Source organism: Mucilaginibacter sp. JRF (assembly GCF_015223065.1).
GTDB lineage: Bacteria > Bacteroidota > Bacteroidia > Sphingobacteriales > Sphingobacteriaceae > Mucilaginibacter.
The window spans coordinates 162,520-182,698 of record NZ_JADFBY010000007.1; the positions used below are offsets into that span (position 1 = coordinate 162,520).

At 45.3% G+C, this 20,179-nt stretch carries 19 protein-coding genes; 13 read left to right on the forward strand and 6 right to left on the reverse strand.

Annotation, left to right across the window (positions count from 1 at the left end; translation table 11 throughout):
• The first annotated feature begins 154 nt into the window (after positions 1–154).
• From lpxK to IM792_RS16625, 3 genes are read left to right on the forward strand one after another with little or no spacing between them, the layout of a single operon-like run.
• Positions 155–1,216: a tetraacyldisaccharide 4'-kinase gene (gene lpxK, locus IM792_RS16615; RefSeq protein ID WP_194103022.1), complete on the forward strand. Its 1,062-nt coding sequence runs from the start codon at positions 155–157 to the stop codon at positions 1,214–1,216.
• Positions 1,179–1,994, forward strand: coding sequence for a purine-nucleoside phosphorylase (locus IM792_RS16620; RefSeq protein WP_194103023.1), 816 nt, complete (start codon positions 1,179–1,181; stop codon positions 1,992–1,994). The genes lpxK and IM792_RS16620 overlap by 38 nt, the downstream gene beginning before the upstream one ends.
• On the forward strand, positions 1,994–4,102 hold the full coding sequence (locus tag IM792_RS16625; protein WP_194103024.1) for a putative porin: 2,109 nt from the start codon (positions 1,994–1,996) through the stop codon (positions 4,100–4,102). Before IM792_RS16620 ends, IM792_RS16625 begins: the two co-directional genes overlap by 1 nt.
• A gap of 191 nt (positions 4,103–4,293) precedes the next feature.
• On the opposite strand, the gene IM792_RS16630 is transcribed toward IM792_RS16625, so the two are convergent.
• On the reverse strand, positions 4,294–5,475 hold the full coding sequence (locus IM792_RS16630; protein WP_228085201.1) for an asparagine synthetase B: 1,182 nt from the start codon (positions 5,473–5,475) through the stop codon (positions 4,294–4,296).
• A gap of 218 nt (positions 5,476–5,693) precedes the next feature.
• Here IM792_RS16630 and IM792_RS16635 point away from each other — a divergent pair, with 218 nt between their 5' ends.
• The 3 genes from IM792_RS16635 (at position 5,694) to IM792_RS16645 (ending at position 7,551) form a co-directional block, all read left to right on the forward strand.
• Complete coding sequence (locus IM792_RS16635; RefSeq protein WP_194103025.1) at positions 5,694–6,311, forward strand: hypothetical protein; 618 nt, start codon at positions 5,694–5,696, stop codon at positions 6,309–6,311.
• Between the two features lie 136 nt (positions 6,312–6,447).
• Positions 6,448–6,909, forward strand: a complete 462-nt coding sequence (locus IM792_RS16640) for a peptidylprolyl isomerase (RefSeq protein WP_194103026.1) — start codon at positions 6,448–6,450, stop codon at positions 6,907–6,909.
• Between the two features lie 129 nt (positions 6,910–7,038).
• On the forward strand, positions 7,039–7,551 hold the full coding sequence (locus IM792_RS16645) for a DUF5606 domain-containing protein (RefSeq protein WP_194103027.1): 513 nt from the start codon (positions 7,039–7,041) through the stop codon (positions 7,549–7,551).
• A 59-nt stretch (positions 7,552–7,610) separates the two neighbouring features.
• On the opposite strand, the gene IM792_RS16650 is transcribed toward IM792_RS16645, so the two are convergent.
• Together IM792_RS16650 and rlmH are read right to left on the reverse strand one after the other, a co-directional pair.
• On the reverse strand, positions 7,611–8,531 hold the full coding sequence (locus IM792_RS16650) for a cation diffusion facilitator family transporter (protein WP_194103028.1): 921 nt from the start codon (positions 8,529–8,531) through the stop codon (positions 7,611–7,613).
• An 81-nt stretch (positions 8,532–8,612) separates the two neighbouring features.
• Positions 8,613–9,086 (reverse strand): 23S rRNA (pseudouridine(1915)-N(3))-methyltransferase RlmH, encoded by a 474-nt coding sequence (rlmH, locus tag IM792_RS16655; RefSeq protein ID WP_194103029.1) that lies wholly within the window; start codon positions 9,084–9,086, stop codon positions 8,613–8,615.
• A 64-nt stretch (positions 9,087–9,150) separates the two neighbouring features.
• Between rlmH and IM792_RS16660 the strand changes: the two genes are divergently transcribed.
• The 3 genes from IM792_RS16660 (at position 9,151) to map (ending at position 15,097) form a co-directional block, all read left to right on the forward strand.
• Positions 9,151–10,953, forward strand: coding sequence for a DNA mismatch repair protein MutS (locus tag IM792_RS16660; protein WP_194103030.1), 1,803 nt, complete (start codon positions 9,151–9,153; stop codon positions 10,951–10,953).
• A 470-nt stretch (positions 10,954–11,423) separates the two neighbouring features.
• Positions 11,424–14,297: an excinuclease ABC subunit UvrA gene (gene uvrA, locus IM792_RS16665; protein WP_194103031.1), complete on the forward strand. Its 2,874-nt coding sequence runs from the start codon at positions 11,424–11,426 to the stop codon at positions 14,295–14,297.
• A 38-nt stretch (positions 14,298–14,335) separates the two neighbouring features.
• A complete protein-coding gene (gene map, locus IM792_RS16670; protein WP_194103032.1) occupies positions 14,336–15,097 on the forward strand; it encodes a type I methionyl aminopeptidase in 762 nt (253 codons plus the stop codon).
• 295 nt (positions 15,098–15,392) lie between these two features.
• On the opposite strand, the gene IM792_RS16675 is transcribed toward map, so the two are convergent.
• The gene (locus IM792_RS16675) at positions 15,393–15,755 is read right to left on the reverse strand and encodes a DUF3127 domain-containing protein (RefSeq protein ID WP_194103033.1); all 363 of its coding nucleotides are present in this window, start codon (positions 15,753–15,755) and stop codon (positions 15,393–15,395) included.
• 81 nt (positions 15,756–15,836) lie between these two features.
• Between IM792_RS16675 and IM792_RS16680 the strand changes: the two genes are divergently transcribed.
• The 4 genes from IM792_RS16680 (at position 15,837) to IM792_RS16695 (ending at position 18,582) form a co-directional block, all read left to right on the forward strand.
• On the forward strand, positions 15,837–17,009 hold the full coding sequence (locus IM792_RS16680) for a class I SAM-dependent RNA methyltransferase (RefSeq protein WP_194103034.1): 1,173 nt from the start codon (positions 15,837–15,839) through the stop codon (positions 17,007–17,009).
• Positions 17,010–17,018: 9 nt separating this feature from the next.
• Entirely contained in the window at positions 17,019–17,513 is a 495-nt protein-coding gene (locus IM792_RS16685; protein ID WP_194103035.1) for a DUF4148 domain-containing protein, read from the forward strand.
• 139 nt (positions 17,514–17,652) lie between these two features.
• Positions 17,653–17,892, forward strand: a complete 240-nt coding sequence (locus IM792_RS16690; protein WP_194103036.1) for a helix-turn-helix transcriptional regulator — start codon at positions 17,653–17,655, stop codon at positions 17,890–17,892.
• Between the two features lie 27 nt (positions 17,893–17,919).
• A complete protein-coding gene (locus IM792_RS16695) occupies positions 17,920–18,582 on the forward strand; it encodes an HD domain-containing protein (protein WP_194103037.1) in 663 nt (220 codons plus the stop codon).
• Between the two features lie 3 nt (positions 18,583–18,585).
• Here IM792_RS16695 and IM792_RS16700 read toward each other — a convergent pair whose 3' ends face one another.
• Both IM792_RS16700 and IM792_RS16705 read right to left on the reverse strand, forming a co-directional pair.
• On the reverse strand, positions 18,586–18,975 hold the full coding sequence (locus tag IM792_RS16700) for a hypothetical protein (RefSeq protein ID WP_228085182.1): 390 nt from the start codon (positions 18,973–18,975) through the stop codon (positions 18,586–18,588).
• 7 nt (positions 18,976–18,982) lie between these two features.
• Complete coding sequence (locus IM792_RS16705) at positions 18,983–20,101, reverse strand: M42 family metallopeptidase (RefSeq protein WP_194103038.1); 1,119 nt, start codon at positions 20,099–20,101, stop codon at positions 18,983–18,985.
• Positions 20,102–20,179 lie beyond the last annotated feature (78 nt).

Here is a 20,179-nt window from a genome sequence, read left to right on the forward strand (position 1 = left end):
AACGGGAGGCCTTATTAAATTGGTTGTGAAATATAAACGAATTTATACATTAAAAATTATTTAATGTACTGGTATGCAAATTAATAAAGCCAAACTAAGGCAACAGGCATATTGATGCTATAACAAGGGCTTTTATTTATCTTTACGGCTTGATATGAAATACCTGCGCTGGTTATTATTTCCGTTATCGCTCATTTACGGGTTGGTGGTAAGCATACGTAACTGGTGTTATGATGCCGGTATACTTAAAAGCACGCTGTTCAACTTTCCGGTTATATGCGTGGGCAATCTGGATGTAGGTGGCGCGGGCAAAAGCCCCATGACCGAATACCTCATCCGCCTGCTTAAAGATGATAACAAGGTAGCTACCCTGAGCCGGGGCTACGGCCGTTCAACAACCGGCTACCTCGAAGCCGAGGTTAACGCCACTGCCACCCAAGTTGGTGATGAACCCGCGCAATTCAAAAATAAATTCGCTGATGTAACCGTTGCGGTATGTGCCGATAGGGTAACCGGTATTAAAAAGCTGATGCCCGCGCATGATGTTATTGTGTTGGACGATGCCTACCAGCACCGCGCGGTTAAGCCGGGTTTCAGTGTTTTATTGTTCGACTATAACCGCATTAATGAGCCGCGCTTAATGCTGCCCGCCGGTAACCTGCGCGAACCATTTTTGGGCCGCTGGCGAGCCGATGTACTGATAGTAAGCAAATGCCCACCAACACTCAGCGATCAGGATAAGCAACAGCTTACCGAACGCTTAAAGCCATTCCCGTTTCAAAAGGTTTACTTTACATCGATAGCTTATCAGCCATTGCAAAGTTTAAATGGTAGTGAGGTTGTTGATATTATTGACGCCGATACCACTGTGTTTTTGCTGAGCGGCATTGCCAATACCACGCCGCTTGTGCAGTATCTGCATGGTTTTACATCGAAAATTATTCATCACAAATATCCCGATCATCATCAGTTCAGCTTAAAAAATATAAGTAAACTTGCTGATGAATTTGAGGCGTGCGTGGCAGAAAAAAAACTGCTTATCACAACAGAAAAGGACGCGCAACGTTTAGGTGAACAGCAACTGCTGCCACTGGTTAACAAACTGCCCTTTTTAGTGTTGCCCATAGGTGTTAAATTTATTGATGGCGAACAGGAGTTTGCCGGCCTTATAAAAAATTATGTTAGAGAATATTCATCGCACAACAGCATACATTAAAAGCCGTATCGGCGATTTTGTACCCGAAGCAGGCATTATTTTAGGTACCGGCCTGGGTGGTTTGGTTAACGAAATTGAGGTTGAAAAACAACTGATGTATGCCAACATCCCCGATTTTCCGATATCTACTGTTGAATTCCATTCGGGTAAGCTGATATTTGGTAAGCTTGGCGGCGTTAACGTGGTGGCTATGCAGGGCAGGCTGCATTATTACGAGGGATACACCATGGAGCAAATCACCTTCCCGGTTAGGGTGATGAAAATGCTGGGCATCAAAACCCTGTATGTATCAAACGCCAGCGGATCACTGAACCCGGGCTTTAAGAAAGGCGACCTGATGGTAATCGAAGACCACATTAACCTGCAACCGCAAAACCCGCTGATAGGCAGGAATGAGTTTGAGCTTGGTCCGCGTTTTCCGGATATGAGCCAGCCTTACCGTATCGATCTGATTGAAAAGGCGCTTAACATAGCATCGGCCAACAATATTATTTGCCATAAGGGAGTTTATGTTGCGGTTACCGGCCCTAATTTAGAAACCCGTGCCGAATACCGCTACCTGCGCTTTATTGGCGGCGACGCGGTTGGCATGAGCACTGTGCCCGAAGTTATTGTGGCCCGCCACATGGGGCTGCCGGTGTTCGCTATTTCGGTATTAACTGATGAGGGTTTCCCGGAGGTATTGCAACCAGTATCGTTAGATGAGATAATTGCCGTGGCACAGGAGGCCGAACCAAAACTGACGCTGATTTTAAAGGAACTGATAGCAGGAAACTAATGCTTGCAAAGCTGAGATACATATTAATTTTACTGTTCAGCCTGAGCGTTCAGGCCGTGTTCGCGCAGTTTCCGTCAAACGGTAATGGTAACACCCAATACCCCGGCCAGCGTACGCCCAATTACATGCGCGATACCAGCAAGAATACCCAGCAAAAACAACTTAGCGGCGATGAGCTGATGGATACCCTGCGCAAGCGTGAAGAAGAAAAAGAGGATTCCATTGTTTTTGACGCCTCGTGGATAAGGGTAAGCTCCGAACGTTTTATGGGCGATAGCACGCAAGATTTTTCGTTAGATACCACCTTGCGTAATTATGAAAATTATAGTCCGCTTTATCAGCCGCGCAGCCCGCGCATAAGTTTGGGCGGTTACGTAGGTATACAGCAACGGCCACTACTTTTTGAACCTGCAAAAACTATTGGCTTTGATGCCGGCCTGCACACGCTGGACCCATACATGATCAGGCCGGAAGATATTAACTACTACCGGGCACGCGTGCAGTACACCAACCTGAATTATGTAAGTGGCGGCTCGGCAGAGCAATTTGTAAAAATAACCCACAGCCAAAACGTGAATCCGCGACTCAACGTGGGCTTTAACCTCAACTTTAATGGTTCAAAGGGTTATTATAGTACCAGCAGTGTGTTGCGGCAAAACGTGAGCGATGTTAACGTAGCGCTTTTTACCTGGTACGAGTCAAAGAGCAAGCGTTACAACATGCTCGGCAACATTATATACAATAACCTCAAGGCTCCGGAAAGTGGCGCGATAATAAAGAACGACATTATATTTACCGACGCCAATGCCACGTTCGATAAAACTTTGGAACAGGTGCGCTTGCCCCAAAGCTTTACACAGTGGAAAACGGCGGGTATACACCTGCGGCAATCGTACTTTATTGGGCATGTTGATAGCGTAAAAACCAAAGGAAAAGCCGTATTACGGCCTACCCAAAGGGTAACGCATACCTTTAGCTATACCCGCAGCAGGTACCAGTTTTTGCAGGATGATATTGATACCTACAACGTATTCCCCGATTATTATTTCAGCTCGCGCCGATCGAACGACTCGCTGACCATTAACCGCATGCATAACGATTTTGCGTACAGTTTTTACCTGCGCGGCAAATCGGCCAAAAACGAGGCTAAGCTGGATATTGGCCTGGAGCACGACTTATATAACTATACACAGCATGTGTTAGATACCGGTACCAACGAGTTTGGTAACCTGTACATCCGCAATAATAAAATGCAGAACGTGCTGTTCCAAAACATCACCATTAAGGGCCGCATAGGTTACCGCCTTAGCGATCGTGTGTTGTTAGAGGGCGATGTTAGGCAGATTGTTGCCGGGCGCGATTTTGGTAACTTTTTATACGATGCCAAGCTGATGATTGGCGGTAGCGACAAGGTAGGCAAAGTTATTTTGGGAGCCTACCAGCAAAATGCCTCGCCGCCGTTAATGGCTACCCGGTGGGTATCAAACCACTATATTTTTAATAATGACTTTGGCAACGTTAAAACAACCAATCTATCGTTCAATTATGTGAATACACCCTTGCAGCTGGATCTGAAAGCGGAGTATTTTTTAATTAACGACTATATATACTATACATCCGCATCAGGTGGTAATGATGTGCAACCGGCGCAGCTGAGCACACCGATCAACATGATAAAGGTGAGCTTGGGTAAAAACCTTAGCTGGCGCAAATGGCACTTTGATGCCTACGGCGTTTACCAAAAAACCGACTATCAGGATATTTTACGCACACCCGAAATATATGCTTACGGCAGCCTGTACTTTACCTCAACATGGTTTAAAGTGCTTTACAATAATTTAGGTGTAACGGTGCGGTACAACACACGCTACCTTGCGCCATCATACGCTACAGGTTTAGGTCAATTTTACAACGGTGCCGATGTTACCTTTAGCTCGTACCCTGTTGCAACCGCCTTTATGAAAGCCACTATTGACCACGTGAACCTGTTTGTACAATACGATTATGTGAACCAGGGGCTGTTCAGCAAAGGTTTCTACACCGTTAACCGCTACCCCATGCAGGATGCCATGCTGAAACTCGGCGTTAGCTGGACGTTTTTTCAGTAAACCAACAGCCAAGCCTCTTCCGTCCCCTAAAGGCGTAGCCCCCCAGCCCCCTAAAGGGGGAGTTTGCCCCCAGCCCCTAAAGGGAGTTTTTGTTATTGACTCTTAAAGAGGAGTATATATATATATATATATTGTCTGAAAATCTGCTAAAATCTCCCCCTTTAGGGGGTCGGGGGGCTACGCCTGCGCTCCTACGTCTTCTGCTTCTTCTTATTAGCTGCCGGGAACAGCACATTATTCAATATTAACCTATAGCCCGGCGAGTTGGGGTGGAGTTTTAAGTCGGTAGGTGGGTCGCCTACGGCGTGTTGGTAATCTTCGGGGTCGTGGCCGCCGTAAAATGTCCATTGGCCTTTGCCGTATTCGCCGTGTATGTAGCGGGCTTCGTTGGCGGTTTTCATTTCGCCCATAATGGTTATACCCGGTTTAAGCACGCTTTTATTGTAGGCTGTGGTGAGGCCCATAAAACCCTTGATCACCTTATCATGGTTTTGGGTAAGCATGCTGGGCACCACATCGTACTTTGCCGAAAAATCGAACAACGTGAAAAAATCCTTGCTGCGCTCAACAGCGCGTGTCTGGCTCACATCAATATTACTGAACTGGTGCGAGATAGGGCTCATATCCAGCCTGAAATTTTGAAAGGCGAAGGTTTGGCTAAAATCCAGTTTGCTTTGCGCGGCACGGTCAGCACCATCACCATCAAACATGGCCTCGCAAATGTCGGTACCGGCGGCAGCTAAGGCTATGTCGAACGTATCGGTACCGGCGCACATGGCGAATAAAAACCCGCCACCGGTGCAAAAGGCCTGTATGTTTTGCACCACGGCCAGCTTCATTTTTGATACCTTGTTAAAGCCCAGCTTTTTGGCCGTGGCCTGCTGCGTATTTACATCGTTAACATACCATTGCTCGTAACGGTAAGCGCCATAAAATTTGCTGAACTGGCCGGTAAAATCCTCGTGGTGCAGGTGCAGCCAATCGTACTTGGGCAGCTCGCCTTTTATTACCTCCTCATCGTAAATAACGGTATAAGGTATCTCGGCATACTTAAGCACCATGGTAACGGCATCATCCCAGGGTAATTTACTTTTGGGTGAATACACGGCAATCTTAGGTGCTTTTTGCAGCTTAACCACATCCATATTTACTGATGGATCGCTCACCTCGGTTAGTATGCCGGTAGCGGCGGCATCTGCAATAACCTGGTAGCTTACGCCACGTATTTTGCACTCCGCCTCGGTTTTTTGGCTGTAGGCCATCATAAAGCTACCTCCACGGTAATTAAGCAGCCAGTTAACCTCGCCACCATTCTGCAATATCCAAAAAGCAATTCCGTACGATTTCAGGTGATCCTTTTGCTCCTCATCCATCGGTATAAGCAACGATGATGCTCTGGCCACGTTTAAGCCGAAAGCTAAAAGCAGAATAATTATAGCCGAAAGCTGAAAGGTGAAAGGCGAAAGGCGAGAGGTGAAAGCTGAAAGGCGAAAGCGGAAAGGTGAAAGCTTTTTTTGGTGTGCGTTCATATCCAAATGTAACGATAAATGTGCTGAGTAATTGCTATCTTCAATGTAAACCAATTCATCTTATGCACAGATTGTTTTTCCTGATTTGTTTCTTATTAACAACTCATGTTTGCTCTGCTCAAAATGACAGCCTGTATGTTTTTGTGGGAGAAAAGATCAGCGTAGAAGAATTTAAACCGGTATTAGATACAACACGTCCCCCTGATTTGCCGCCCGGCGATTTTTTGTCACCTATTATCTCAGATTATGCATTTAAGGCGAAATACAAGATAATTAAAAACGTACATAACAAATTTGATAAAGATACTATTGAGTTTGACGTATACGATCACATGGGTAAACCCAGTTTTGCTGCTTACAAAAATGTTCTGCTTTTTGTGATACTTGAGGCTGATGGAAAGCTCTATCACTTTAAATATCAATACTTCGATGTTTACCCTACATCAGATGGGCAATGGGCAAGCCCCGGTGACCCATATAGATTTGATGAAAGTCGGTTTAAAGAGGATGAAAGAGATGTTAAAATTCAAGATATAAAGTTCAAAGAATCAGTTATGATTGATCTTTCAGCTTTCAATCAAAAAGCTTTTGACAAATACTTAGCTCCATATTTTGATGTAAAAGATAAAAAGCGAGCAAAACCTCTAAAGGTGCTTATGTTGATGATTTGTTCAAAATAAAAGCAGAGGGAATACTGGAAGATTGGTTGGACGATTAGCAGTAAATTATCAGCATAGTTAACCACCTTTCCGCTTTTCGCTTTAACCTTTCGGCTTAACTCTTTTTTACTACCTTTGCAAACTATTTAGTAAAGAGATGAGTAAAGCGATCATAAAAACAGAAAAGGGCAACATGACCGTAGAATTTTACGATAATGATGCACCTAATACAGTAGCTAATTTTAAAAAGCTGGCCAAAGAGGGCTTTTACGATGGTATAGCCTTTCACCGTGTTATCCCTAACTTTGTGGTACAGGGTGGTTGTCCGTTCTCAAAAGATCCGGCAACGGCTTACAAAGCAGGTTCTGGCGGTGCAGGCTATCACATTGATTGCGAATTAACCGGCGAAAACCAATACCACGATCGTGGCGTACTTTCAATGGCGCATGCTGGTCGTAACACCGGTAGCTCACAGTTTTTCATTTGCCACAGCCGTGCCAACACCGCTCACCTTGACCGTAACCACACCTGCTTTGGTAAGGTTGTTGAAAATGTTGACGTGGTTGACGACATTCGCCAGGGCGATAAAATAACTACCATCGAAGTAATTGAGGAATAATTTTGGTGAGTGGTGAATTGTGAGTAGTGAATGAAGCAAAAATTAAATAGTAAATCTTATAACTTTTCTATTTATTTAACTCACCATTCACTATTCACCACTCACTACTAACCACTCACAACTCACTATATGAATTTATACGGAATAGTAGCGGTATCGGGCAAGCCGGGTTTATGGAAAGCCCTGGCGCAAAACAAAACCGGTTTTATACTGGAAAGCCTTGACGCGCAAAAAACAAAGTTGGTTGCAAACCTGTCAACCGCTAAACTGGCGGCATTAGAGGAAATAACCGTTTTTGGTTTGGATGATGACATTAAGCTTAAAGATATTTTTGAGCGCATGAAAACATCAACCCCACCGGATGCAAAAGCCGACGGCAAAAAACTGCGCGAATACTTCAGAGAAGTAGCGCCGGATCATGACGAGGATAAGGTTTATGCTTCGGATATGAAGAAGATCGTTTCATGGTTCAACATCCTGAAAGATCTGCCACAGTTTAACGAGGCTGAGCCAACCGCTCCTGCTGCCGAACCGGTAGCCGAAGAAGCACCGGCCGCACCCGCTGCCGAGGCTGAAGTAACCGAAGCCCCAGCCGAAGAAAAACCAAAGGCAAAAAAGCCAAGAGCTAAAAAAGCTGAGTAATTTCAGCGAGCTTTAAAAATAAAATACGCCATTGCGGTCATCTGCAATGGCGTTTTTATTTAACAGCAAACCGGGTCGTCGCACTTTTTCTCGCTAAACTCGGGCTCAAAGGTGCTGTGGTTTATGTCCAAATGCTCCAGGCGGTGGCGCAGGTCGTGCTTTATCTTGTCAAAATTGTCGATAGATTCGGGAGCTATAACCAAATGCGCGGTGAGGGCATTCTCGGTAGTGCTTAACGCCCATACGTGCATGTGGTGTATATCAAGCACGCCGTTGGCTTTTAACAGTTCGGCTTTTATGGCGGCAATGTCCATGTCTTTTGGTACGCCGTCCATCTCCAGGCGCAGGCTATCCTTAAACAGTCCCCAGGTGCCAATTAAAATAACAATGGCTATAATTATGCTCACTGCGCTATCCAGCCAAAACCAGCCGGTATAGGCAATAATAACGCCCGATATTACTACCCCTAATGATACTATGGCATCAACCGCCATGTGCAGGTAGGCGCCCTTAACATTCAGGTCTTTTTCCTTATCCTTCATAAACAGCCAGGCGGTAAACCCGTTAATGGCTATACCGGTAAGCGCTACCCAAATAATGGTATCACCGGGAACGGCCTGCGGTTGGGTAAGGCGCTCAATAGCCTCATAAACAATAACGCCAATGGCCGCGAACAATATCACCGCGTTAAAAAAGGAAACTAATATGGTCGATCGTTTATAGCCATAAGTGTATACCTTATTGCTGGTAACCTTGGTGAGTTTATAGGCCAATAAGGCTAAAGCCAAACTGGCTACATCGCTCAGGTTATGGCCGGCATCGGTAAGTAAGGCTAACGAGCCGCTGTACAAACCTGCCGCGGCCTCAACCACAACAAAGGTAATGTTGAGGGCAATGCCCCAAATAAAGGCCTTATTCAGATGATCAAGCTTTACGCCGTGATCGTGGTGATGATGAGAATGATCGTGTCCTGCTCCCATGCCTGCAATGTAGCAAATTTTATACCTACTAACGGCAGATGATCAACTCGTATGACCGTTACCTGATATTATATTGCCTGATCACTCGTGGTGATACGGCTCGCCTTTAATAATGGTGAAAGCCCTGTATAACTGCTCAATAAAAAACAGGCGTACCATTTGGTGCGAAAACGTCATCCGCGAAAGCGAAAGCTTATCATTAGCCCGCTGGTATACCGAGGCATCAAAACCATAAGGCCCGCCAACAATAAACACTAAATGACTTGCCGTGCCTACCATGTGTTTATTAATGGTGTTAGCGAACTGGGTTGAGGTGAGTTCGCTGCCTTTTTCATCCAGCAATATCACATGGTCAAGCGGGGTGATCTTTTTGAGGATCATCTCGGCCTCACGCGCCTTTTGCTGATCTTGCGAGAGGGCTTTGGTGTTCTTTAACTCGGCAAGATCAAGCAGTTCAAGCTTAATGTAATGCTTAAGGCGCTTCACATATTTTTCGATACCCTCGCGCAGGTACGAATCTTCAGTTTTGCCAACGGTTAAAAGCGTTATCTTCATAAAACAGCACAAATAACGTTAATTTTAAAATAAAGCCCTTACTTTACCCTTTTGTTTTTAACTGATGAAGCAGGATATACTGAACACCTATCGCAAAAATGCCGACGTAGCCCAGGCCGAGGCCGACCGTTTTAAAAAGCAGGCTAACAATTATTCGCTGATGCGGTTGGGCATATTCGCCTTATTTATAGCCGGGGTGAGTGTTGGGGTGGCATCCAACAACTTTGCCGTGATAGCCATAACTACCATTTTGTTAGTTTTAATATTTGTAGCATTGGTAAAACGCCAAAGCGAATTTGAGCGCGAGCGCGATTATTATACCGACCTGGTAAGCATCAATAAAAACGAGATAGACAGTATTGAATACTACGAAAACCTGTACTATAACGGCGATCGATACAGTAACGATAAACATTTTTATACTTCTGATCTGGATATATTCGGTAAGGCATCCTTGTTTAACCTGATCAACCGTGCAGCTACCGTGCCGGGCAATAATAAACTGGCCGCATGGTTAAGCGCCCCGACTGATAAGCCAACCATTTTACAAAGGCAGGAAGCCGTACGCGAATTAGCCGTTAAAAGCAACTGGAAGCTTGAGTTACAGGCCTTACTGTTGTTCGCCAAAACGGCCGATCTGTTACAACTAAGCAACCTGATAAAATACCTTGGCCTCCCGCTTAACCTACCCGGCGAGGGCTGGATAAAAAAGTATTGCCATGTGGCGCCTTTTGTAACTGTAGCAGCTATTTTATTATCGGCTTTTTTTGATGCGAAGGCATTGCCGGTACTTGTGGCGGTAGCGCATTTGGGATTGGTGGCATCAAGAGCGGCGCAAATTAAAAAAGCCGATCTGGTTATTGGCAAAATAGGCGACACGCTGGGCAAGTACGCGCAGGCCTTTAAAAAAGCGGAGGACGAAAAATGGCAGTCGGCGTATTGCGCAGGCCTGTCGAGCCAGTTAAAGGAGAAGCAAACCTCCGAAGAAATAAAGGAATTATCGCGCCTGATCAATAAATTCAACAGCAGGCTTAACTTATTGGTAGGCTCGGTGCTGAACATCTTTTTTCTTTGGGATCTGAAACAGATCATTGCCATTGAGGAGTGGAAGCGCGCCAACAAACAAAACCTGGAGGATGCCTTTGATGTACTGGCCGAATATGAAGCGCTTATTAGCCTGGCAAGCCTGCATACCAATTATCCCAACTGGGCCATACCACAAATTGCAGATGGCGAGGGATATACCCTGGCGGCGCAAAACATCGGTCACCCGCTTATACAGCCGTATAAAAGGGTGGTGAACAGCTATGAGCTGCGCGATACATTCCAGGTTGATATCATCACCGGGTCGAACATGGCGGGCAAGAGTACCTTTTTGCGAACCATAGGTATCAACACCGTACTGGCCCTATGCGGAGCGCCGGTTTGTGCAGATGTGATGGATGTATCGGTGATCAACATCATCAGCTACATGCGCATTAAGGATTCACTGAACGAAAGCACATCAACCTTTAAAGCCGAGCTGGACAGGTTGCAGATGCTGCTTGGCGCTGTTGAAACCGTACCCAAGGTTTTCTTTTTGGTAGATGAGATGCTGCGCGGCACCAACTCGGTTGATAAGTACCTGGGCTCAAAAGCGGTAATTGAGCAACTGATAGCCAAACGCGCCGTAGGCATGGTTGCCACCCACGATTTGCAAATTGCCCGCCTCGAAGATAAATACCCTGCCTACGTACGTAACTATTACTTTGACATCCAGGTACAAAACGGCGAAATGCTGTTCGACTACAAACTAAAGCATGGCGAATGCAAAACGTTTAACGCTTCGCTGTTGCTAAAGCAGATAGGGATCAATGTGGAGGGATAATACCCCTCCTAAATCCTCCCCGAGGGGGAGGAATTTTAAATAGAACTTTAACAATCATGTCATTTCGACGAAGGAGAAATCTGCACACGTTCATAGGCAAACGACAGATTTCTCCTCGTACCTCGTTCGAAATGACAATGAATTTAACCCACCACATCATTTCGATAGTGAAGCAATCTCTTTAGGATATTCAACATGACAAGTCACTCGGAGATTGCTTCGTGCCTCGCAACAACGTGTTTATTTATTCCCTCCCCACGCAAGGGTCAGGGAGGGGTTCGCAAACTAACAACTATAACTTATCATCCCCCTCAAAACAAATGACATTCATCTACATCAATTCATTTGCTTTTTGCTAAACATTTTAGGATTTTTGCACTTTCTTATTTTAGTCGATAGCTGATAGCCCATAGACCATGGTCTATGCATATCTTTACCATTGACTATGGACCATTGACCATAAGCAGCTAATGATAAACGAAGCAGAGAAAGACGCTCAACAAAATATCATCATAAAAGGTGCCCGCGTGCACAACCTCAAAAACATTGACGTTGCTATCCCCAAAAATAAGCTGGTGGTGGTTACGGGCATGTCGGGGTCGGGTAAATCGTCGCTGGCGTTTGATACGCTGTACGCCGAGGGGCAGCGCCGCTATGTGGAAAGCCTTTCATCATACGCTCGCCAGTTTTTGGGCCGTATGAATAAGCCCGATGTGGATTATATTAAAGGCATTGCCCCGGCTATCGCTATCGAGCAAAAGGTGATCACCTCGAACCCTCGCTCAACGGTAGGTACATCTACCGAGATATATGATTACCTGAAGCTGCTTTTTTCGCGTATTGGCAAAACATATTCACCGGTATCAGGGCAGATAGTAAAAAAAGATACGGTTACCGATGTGATCAACTTTATCATGGCTTTAGCCGATGATACACAGGTAACCATTTTATGCCCGCTGCATCCGCATAACAACCGTAGCCTTAAGGAAGAACTTGCCGTATTGCTGCAAAAGGGTTTTGTAAGGGTGGAGTATAAAGGCAAGTTAGCCCGCATCGAGGCGCTGATAGAAGACGAGGGCATCGCTTCAGATACCGGGATTGACGAAAAGCCCAAAAAAGGCAAAGCCAAAAAGCAGGAGCCGGAACCTGAAACAGCCACCTTTGATGTGCGCATAGTAATTGATCGCGTTACCAAAAATAACGAAGAAGAAACGGTAAGTCGCCTGGGCGATAGTATACAAACCGCCTTTTTTGAAGGTAAGGGCGATTGCTTTGTACGCTGGCAGCAGCCGGACGAAGACGCTGAGCAGGAACGCTTTTTTTGCGACCGATTTGAGTTGGACGGACTGCGCTTTGAGGAACCATCACCAAATTTTTTCAGCTTTAATAATCCTTACGGCGCTTGTAAAAAGTGCGAGGGTTACGGCAAGGTGATCGGTATTGATGAGGATCTGGTTATACCCGACAAAAGCAAAACGGTATACGAAGGTGCCATTGCCCCCTGGCGTGGCGAAAAAATGCGTGAGTGGAATGATAAGCTGGTGAAGAATGCCATCAAGTTTGATTTCCCTATCCACCGCCAATACAATCAGCTTACGCCTGAGCAACAGCAACTGCTGTGGAAAGGCAACAGCTATTTCCAGGGGTTGGATGCCTTTTTCAAGGAGTTAGAAGAACAAACTTATAAGATACAATACCGTGTGCTGCTATCGCGCTATCGAGGTAAAACTACCTGCCCTGAATGTAAGGGCAGCCGTTTACGTCAGGATGCATCGTACGTAAAGATAGATGGCAAATCCATCACCGATATTGTGCTGATGCCGCTGGATACAGCATACGAGTTTTTCAGGAGCCTCAAACTATCTGAGCACGACGAAACCATTGGTCGCCGTTTGCTTACCGAGATAACCAACCGCCTTAATTTTTTAAATGATGTTGGCTTGAGCTATTTAACGCTTAACCGTTTGTCGAACACGCTTTCGGGCGGTGAGTCGCAACGTATTAACCTGGCAACATCTTTGGGTAGTAGTTTGGTGGGGTCGGTATATGTGCTGGATGAGCCAAGCATCGGCCTGCACCCGCGCGATACCAACCGCTTGATAGGCGTGTTAAGATCGTTGCGCGATGTGGGCAACACTGTATTGGTGGTTGAGCACGAGGAAGAAGTAATGAAAGCTGCCGACCATATTATCGACATCGGCCCCGAGGCCGGTACGCATGGTGGCAACCTGGTTTTCAGTGGAACATACAGCGAAATAATTACTGATGATAATAGCCTTACCGGCAAATACCTGAGTGGGCGTGAAGAAATTGCCATACCTGCGCACCGCCGTAAATGGAGCGACCACATCATTGTAAAAGGCGCCCGCGAAAATAACCTGAAGCATGTTACGGCTAAATTTCCGTTAGGGGTATTAACTGTAGTTACAGGGGTATCAGGCTCGGGGAAAACCAGTTTGGTAAAACGCATACTGCACCCTGCTCTGCAAAAAACATTGGGCAATTACAGTGGCGAGCAAACCGGCGCTTACGATGCCATTGAGGGCGATTACAATAAAATTGAGCAGGTTGAACTCGTTGATCAAAACCCGATCGGTCGCTCATCGCGCTCAAACCCGGTTACTTATGTAAAGGCTTGGGATGAGATACGCAACCTGTACGCATCGCAACCCGCAGCAAAAGCAGGTGGATTAAAACCATCGGCATTTTCATTTAACGTTGAGGGCGGCCGTTGCGATGTTTGCCAGGGCGAGGGCGAAGTGAAGATAGAGATGCAGTTTATGGCCGATATATTCCTGACCTGCGAATCGTGTAACGGCAACCGCTTTAAACAGCATATTCTGGACGTTACTTATAATGAAAAGAACGTATCAGAAGTACTGAACCTGACCATTGATGAGGCATTGGAATTCTTCGCCAAAGAAGCCAAGATCATCAGCAAAATAAAGCCTTTGGTTGATGTTGGTTTGGGCTATGTTCAGTTGGGGCAATCGTCAAACACGCTATCGGGTGGCGAGGCACAGCGTATCAAGCTGGCATCGTTCCTTGTAAAGGGTAATAACACTAATAAAACCCTGTTCATATTTGATGAGCCGACAACCGGCCTGCACTTCGCGGATATCAAGAAGCTGCTAAAATCGTTCGATGCATTGCTGGAGCATGGCAATACCATCATCGTAATAGAGCACAATATGGACGTGATCAAATGTGCCGACTGGGTGATAGATATTGGCCCTGAAGGTGGCGACAGGGGCGGCAATGTGGTGTTTGAGGGTCTGCCTGAAGATTTGATGAAGGAGAAAAACTCATACACCGGACAATATTTAAAGGAGCGGTTTGAATAATCAGCCCCTCTGTTCAATTTTTATAATAAGATACAACTATGTCAATTACTACTGACGACGAATTAGCCGGGATGAAAGCCATTAGCGAGGTATGCGCCGCAACACTCAAAAAGATGCGTGAGGCTGCTGTACCCGGTATAACCACCAAAGAACTGGACGAACTCGGCGGAAAGATATTAGAGGGCTACGGGGCACGTTCGGCGCCGTATTTAACCTATAAGTTTCCGGGATATACCTGCATCAGTTTAAACGGCGAGGTGGCCCACGGCATACCCGGCGACAAAGTGATACAAAGCGGCGACCTGATCAATATTGATGTTTCGGCAGAGATGAATGGCTTTTGGGCTGATAACGGCTGCTCGTTTGTGGTTGGTGAGGATATTCATGGTCATCAAAAACTGGTTGATGCATCAAAGGCAATCCTTAAAAAAGCCATCTCACAAATAAAGGGCGGTGTTAAAATAGCCGATATTGGTTTGCTGATAGAAACCGAAGCTAAAAAGGCTGGCTACACGGTCATTAAAAATTTGACCGGTCATGGCGTAGGCAAAAGTCTGCACGAGGAACCGCACGAAATTGCCAATTACCGCGACCGTTTTAATATGACCCGTTTCAAAAAGAATTCAACTGTAGCTATCGAAACCTTTATATCAACCGCATCAACCATTGCCGAAACACAAAGCGACGGCTGGACGCTGGTAGGCAACAAAGGCGGTTTTGTAGCCCAGCACGAACACACCATCTTAGTAACCGGCGGCGAACCGGTTATACTTACCGCTAATAATAGTGTTTGGGATTAAAGCGATATTTTAAAAACACTTGTCATTTCGAACGAGGTACGAGGAGAAATCTGTCCGCGTTCATAGCATAGCGTTAGATTTCTCGCTATCGCTCGAAATGACAGGAAGGATAATGCAATATAAGAGGACGCGTCATTGCGAGGTACGAAGCAATCCCCGAGCGATTTATCGTATTAGAGTATCCTAAAGAGATTGCTTTGTACCTCGCAATGACGTGGTTTGTGGAATTGTTATAAAACACAGAAAAGGGAGCACCATTGGTGCTCCCTTTTCAATATTCTAAAACCGTTAATTATTAAAACGGCAGATCGTCCTCGTCAGGTGCTGAGCTTAGGTCAACCGGTGGGGCGTACTCAGGGGTGGCACTGTTGCCGGCACCGCTTAATACGTTTATTCTCCACAATTGCAGTGAGTTAAAGTAGCTTTTTTTACCGCTTTTGTCAGTCCATGGGCGACCGCGCAGGTTAAAGAAAACCTCTACATCATCACCCACTTTAACACTGTCAAGCAGGTTACAACGATCCTGTATAGCTTCAAATTTAAGGTATTCAGGGTATTGTGGGTTCTCTATATATTCAACAATCAGTTCGCGCTTTTTAAGTGAGTCTGTAACCTGTTGGGTTGGCGACACTTCATGTACTTTGCCTTTGATATCCATGCTTCAAAAATTAAAAATGTAAAGTTAATGCTAACAAATTAAAATAGAGGTGTGTTTAATTGTTTATTTTCGCCAAATATTATGGAAGTTTTCCACACCGAAAGTAAAATAGTTATCACCTGCAACAAAAGGCTTTCGCCTTATTTACAGCGTGAAGTTGAGGCACTGGGCTTTACGCCTGCACGTGTATTTCAAACCGGCATCGAGCTTAAAGGCACCGTTAACGATTGCATACCCCTTAATCTAAATCTGCGCTGCGCCAGCCAGGTTTTATACTCGCTAAAAGCGTTCACCGCGGCTACGCCCGATGAGCTGTACGCCGAGCTGGTTAAGATAGAATGGGAAAAGCTGATCGATTTTTCAGGGTACTTTTCTGTTACATCCAACGTAAATAACGAGCATATACGCACGCCGCTGTTTGCCAATGTTAAGGTAAAGGATGCCATTGTTGACCGTATTAAGCAGGAGAAAGGCATCAGGCCAAACTCGGGTGCTGATGTTAACAAGGCCGTGATCCACCTTTACTGGCAGGACGACCGTGCCGAAATATTTGTTGATACATCGGGCGAAACGCTGGCTAAGCACAGCTACCGCAAAATACCGGGCAAGGCGCCTATGCTGGAAGCCCTGGCGGCATCAACCATTATGGCAACCGGCTGGGATGGTAAAAGCAGTTTTATCAACCCTATGTGTGGCTCGGGCACGCTGGCTATTGAGGCCGCTTTGCTGGCTACCAATAAAAGTCCCGGTTTTTTCAGGATGAATTATGCCTTTATGCACATAATGGGCTATGATGAAAACGTGTTTTTTACCGAGCGCCGTAAACTGAAGGATAAGGCCATCAAGCAGCTCGATTTTAAAATTATCGCTACCGACCTGTCTGCCGACGCGGTTGATATTGCCCGCCGCAATGCCAATACCGCCGGTGTAGAACATTTGATAGAGTTTAACGTTTGTGATTTTGCGGATACCGAAGTGCCTGAGCAACCGGGCGTTGTTATGTTTAACCCCGAATATGGCGAACGTTTAGGTACGCACAGCAAACTGGAGGCTACCTACAAACGTGTTGGCGATTATATGAAACAAAAATGCCTCGGCTACAAAGGCTACATATTTACCGGCAACCCCGATCTGGCAAAGAAAATTGGTTTGAAAGCCAGTCGCCGCATTGAATTTTACAACGGAAAACTGGATTGCCGTTTGCTTGAGTATGAATTATACGAAGGCACAAGGCGCCAACCCACAGAAGAATAATACAGATAAATGAAAAAGTTAATATTCACTATATGTGCCGCTTTATTAAGTATAGGCGCAATGGCACAGCAGCATTTGGCTTTCCCTTTTCAGGGAGGTAAGAGTGCCATGACCAAGTTTTTTAAGGATAGCCTTGATGTACCGGCCGAACTGGTAAAGGTAAAGGCAGCAGGCACCGCGGTATTTAAATTTACTGCCGATGGCGATGGTAACATTAAAAAAATAATTGTTTACTATGCTGATGATGCTAACCTGGCCAAGCCGATAATTGACGCGCTAAGGAAGTCAAACAAAAAATGGATAATACCTGATGGTGAGAAAATGCACGATTTTATCCTGCCTTTTTCTATCAGCTTTTTAGCCCCGGCAACGGCTACTGATAAGGTTCAGAAAGATTTTTATAATTACTACACCAACCGCAAACCTATTGTATCATTTGATCAGGTTCCGTTGGATATGGCAACCTTGCTGCCAACTATAACTGTAAACTATAGCTTAAAATAATAATAACTAAGAAAGTAAAACATATGTTACAGTATATATTTCTTTCTTAAGAAAATATTTATTTTTAAAGTGAATTTGTAAAAATCCGCGCTTAAAAAATTCTCGTTTATACAATCATTTATCATTACAATTGATTAGTATGACAGATGCTTTAAGCTTAAAAATTAAGTCGGTTGCGGCCAACATCCGCAAACAGCGCGAGGCAAAGAATTATACCCAGGAGTACCTTGCCGCTAAATTGAAAATTTCTCAGAACGCCTACAGTAAAATCGAGTTGGGTTATACCAAAATAACCCTTGAAAGGCTTTTCCAGATATCAGATATCCTGGAAACAAATATTACCAGCCTTATCCAGGCCGGAAAATCAGAAGCTGCATAGCAGTTTCTGATTTTTTATATTTGCCGCATGTTAACACCACAACAAGCGGAATATATTAATCAAACTAAAACATACGTACAGCAAACACTTGAGCATGCCGAAGGCGGGCATGACTGGTGGCATATTCATCGTGTGTGGGCAAATGCCAAGCTGATAGTGCAAACCGAGCAGGCTAACCATTTTGTGGTTGAGCTGGCCGCCCTGTTGCATGATATTGCCGATGCCAAATTTCATAATGGCGACGAGGAGATAGGTCCGGCTACGGCAGGTAAATGGCTGCAAAGCCTCAATATTGATGGCGAAACTATTATCCACGTTCAGCAGATCATCAGGCACATGTCATTCAAAGCGAGCTTTGGCCTCGTTGAATTCACCTCAAAGGAGATGGAAATAGTGCAGGATGCCGACCGCCTGGATGCCATAGGCGCTATTGGCGTAGCTCGCGCGTTTAGTTATGGTGGTTTCAAAGGCAGGGCATTGTACGATCCGAATATTCAGCCTCAGCTTAACCTCACCAAAGAGGAATACAAATCATCAACCGCGCCGACCATCAATCATTTTTACGAAAAACTTTTGTTGCTAAAGGATAAGATGAATACCACTACCGGTAAACAGATAGCGCAGCAACGCCATGATTTTATGCAGCAATATCTCGATCAGTTCTACGCTGAGTGGAACGGCGAGCGCTAATATTTACATGGTTTCGAGCGCGTCGGGATTTTTAGGTTTCCAGATAGCGTAATAATATGCCAAAGCGAACACTCCTAAAAAGAAAGGTATCAGGGCGAGGTGTTTATAGGTTATCCAGCCGTAAACAGTTTCGGCATCAAAATGCAAAAACTCGCTGATCATCCAGTACGAGTTTGCCGTTATCCAAAAGGTTATGGCCAGGTTGTGGCAAAGTTCAGACATGAGTTGCCTTGTTCGCCATGCTATAATAATAGAAATAATAAGCGTTGGGAATATCATTACTATTCCCAACGGCTTCCATATCAGGCACCAGCCAATATCCTTTAAAAGCCAAAACACAATATGGAGGTTCTCCATTTTGCGGTACTTGAGCGGGATAATGTACTGCGCCATTTAATGCTTATTTATTTTTGATGTAACGAAAATCGTGACCTGCCTCAATATTCAAAAGGCTTTCATAAATCAGGCGTATCACGTTGTCAACATCTTCTTTGTGTATCATCTCCACCGTGGTGTGCATGTAGCGCAGCGGTAATGATATTAATGCCGATGGCACACCGTCATTTGAGTAAGCAAAGGCATCGGTATCCGTACCTGTTGAGCGCGATGATGCCTGGCGCTGGAACGGAATGTTGTTCTTTTGCGCGGTTTCAACCAGTAATTTGTTCAGGTTGGTTTGCACAGCCGGCGCGTATGATAATACCGGGCCACGACCGCAAGCCAGGTCGCCCTGAACTATCTTATTGATCATCGGGGTAGAGGTATCGTGTGTTACGTCGGTAACAATGGCTACGTTAGGCTTAATGTGATGCGCTATCATTTCGGCACCACGCAGGCCAATTTCTTCCTGAACGGCATTTACAATATATAAACCGAATGGCAGTTTAACCTTGTTCTCTTTCAGTAAACGGGCAACCTCGGCAATCATAAAGCCACCGGCACGGTTATCCAATGCGCGACCAACATAGTAACGGTCGTTCAATACCATAAATTCATCCTCGTAAGTAATAACACAACCTACGTGGATGCCCAGTTTCTCCACTTCTTCCTTTGAAGTGCAACCGCAGTCGATAGATATGTTTTTAAGTGTTGGAGCTTCCTCTTTTTCGCCGCCCTGGCGGGTGTGGATAGCAGGCCAGCCAAATACGGCCTTAACAATACCATTATCGGTATGGATGTTTACGCGCTTTGATGGGGCTATCTGGTGGTCAGAGCCGCCATTGCGAATCACGTAGATCAAGCCATCGTTGGTAATATAGTTCACAAACCACGATATTTCATCGGCATGTGCCTCTATCACCACCTTGTATTCAGCATCCTTGTTGATGATGCCTACCGCGGTGCCATAATTGTCTACATAATAATCGTCGATATAAGGCTTAATGTAATCAAGCCAAAGCTCCTGGCCTTTCCATTCAAAGCCTGTTGGCGATGGGTTGTTAATGTATTTCTCAAAAAACGCGAGCGACTTTTTGGTCACTACCGGGGTATGTGTTGTTTCTGGTTTCTTTTTAGCCATGTTTGTAAATATTAGGCACGCTTAAGCGCCAAAAGCAAATATAACAAAGCTGTACAAAAACCATAATTAAGTAAAGGT

Excerpts from the sequence above, each read along its gene's own strand:
- IM792_RS16645 (WP_194103027.1), top strand. The coding sequence starts at position 7,039 with ATGAATTTATACGGAATAGTAGCGGTATCGGGCAAGCCGGGTTTATGG.
- IM792_RS16690 (WP_194103036.1), top strand. The coding sequence starts at position 17,653 with ATGACAGATGCTTTAAGCTTAAAAATTAAGTCGGTTGCGGCCAACATC.
- map (WP_194103032.1), top strand. The coding sequence starts at position 14,336 with ATGTCAATTACTACTGACGACGAATTAGCCGGGATGAAAGCCATTAGC.
- IM792_RS16650 (WP_194103028.1), bottom strand. The coding sequence starts at position 8,531 with ATGGGAGCAGGACACGATCATTCTCATCATCACCACGATCACGGCGTA.
- IM792_RS16640 (WP_194103026.1), top strand. The coding sequence starts at position 6,448 with ATGAGTAAAGCGATCATAAAAACAGAAAAGGGCAACATGACCGTAGAA.
- IM792_RS16695 (WP_194103037.1), top strand. The coding sequence starts at position 17,920 with ATGTTAACACCACAACAAGCGGAATATATTAATCAAACTAAAACATAC.
- IM792_RS16620 (WP_194103023.1), top strand. The coding sequence starts at position 1,179 with ATGTTAGAGAATATTCATCGCACAACAGCATACATTAAAAGCCGTATC.
- IM792_RS16685 (WP_194103035.1), top strand. The coding sequence starts at position 17,019 with ATGAAAAAGTTAATATTCACTATATGTGCCGCTTTATTAAGTATAGGC.
- IM792_RS16625 (WP_194103024.1), top strand. The coding sequence starts at position 1,994 with ATGCTTGCAAAGCTGAGATACATATTAATTTTACTGTTCAGCCTGAGC.
- IM792_RS16660 (WP_194103030.1), top strand. The coding sequence starts at position 9,151 with ATGAAGCAGGATATACTGAACACCTATCGCAAAAATGCCGACGTAGCC.
- IM792_RS16635 (WP_194103025.1), top strand. The coding sequence starts at position 5,694 with ATGCACAGATTGTTTTTCCTGATTTGTTTCTTATTAACAACTCATGTT.
- IM792_RS16700 (WP_228085182.1), bottom strand. The coding sequence starts at position 18,975 with ATGGCGCAGTACATTATCCCGCTCAAGTACCGCAAAATGGAGAACCTC.
- uvrA (WP_194103031.1), top strand. The coding sequence starts at position 11,424 with ATGATAAACGAAGCAGAGAAAGACGCTCAACAAAATATCATCATAAAA.
- rlmH (WP_194103029.1), bottom strand. The coding sequence starts at position 9,086 with ATGAAGATAACGCTTTTAACCGTTGGCAAAACTGAAGATTCGTACCTG.
- IM792_RS16630 (WP_228085201.1), bottom strand. The coding sequence starts at position 5,475 with ATGGATGAGGAGCAAAAGGATCACCTGAAATCGTACGGAATTGCTTTT.
- IM792_RS16675 (WP_194103033.1), bottom strand. The coding sequence starts at position 15,755 with ATGGATATCAAAGGCAAAGTACATGAAGTGTCGCCAACCCAACAGGTT.
- lpxK (WP_194103022.1), top strand. The coding sequence starts at position 155 with ATGAAATACCTGCGCTGGTTATTATTTCCGTTATCGCTCATTTACGGG.
- IM792_RS16705 (WP_194103038.1), bottom strand. The coding sequence starts at position 20,101 with ATGGCTAAAAAGAAACCAGAAACAACACATACCCCGGTAGTGACCAAA.
- IM792_RS16680 (WP_194103034.1), top strand. The coding sequence starts at position 15,837 with ATGGAAGTTTTCCACACCGAAAGTAAAATAGTTATCACCTGCAACAAA.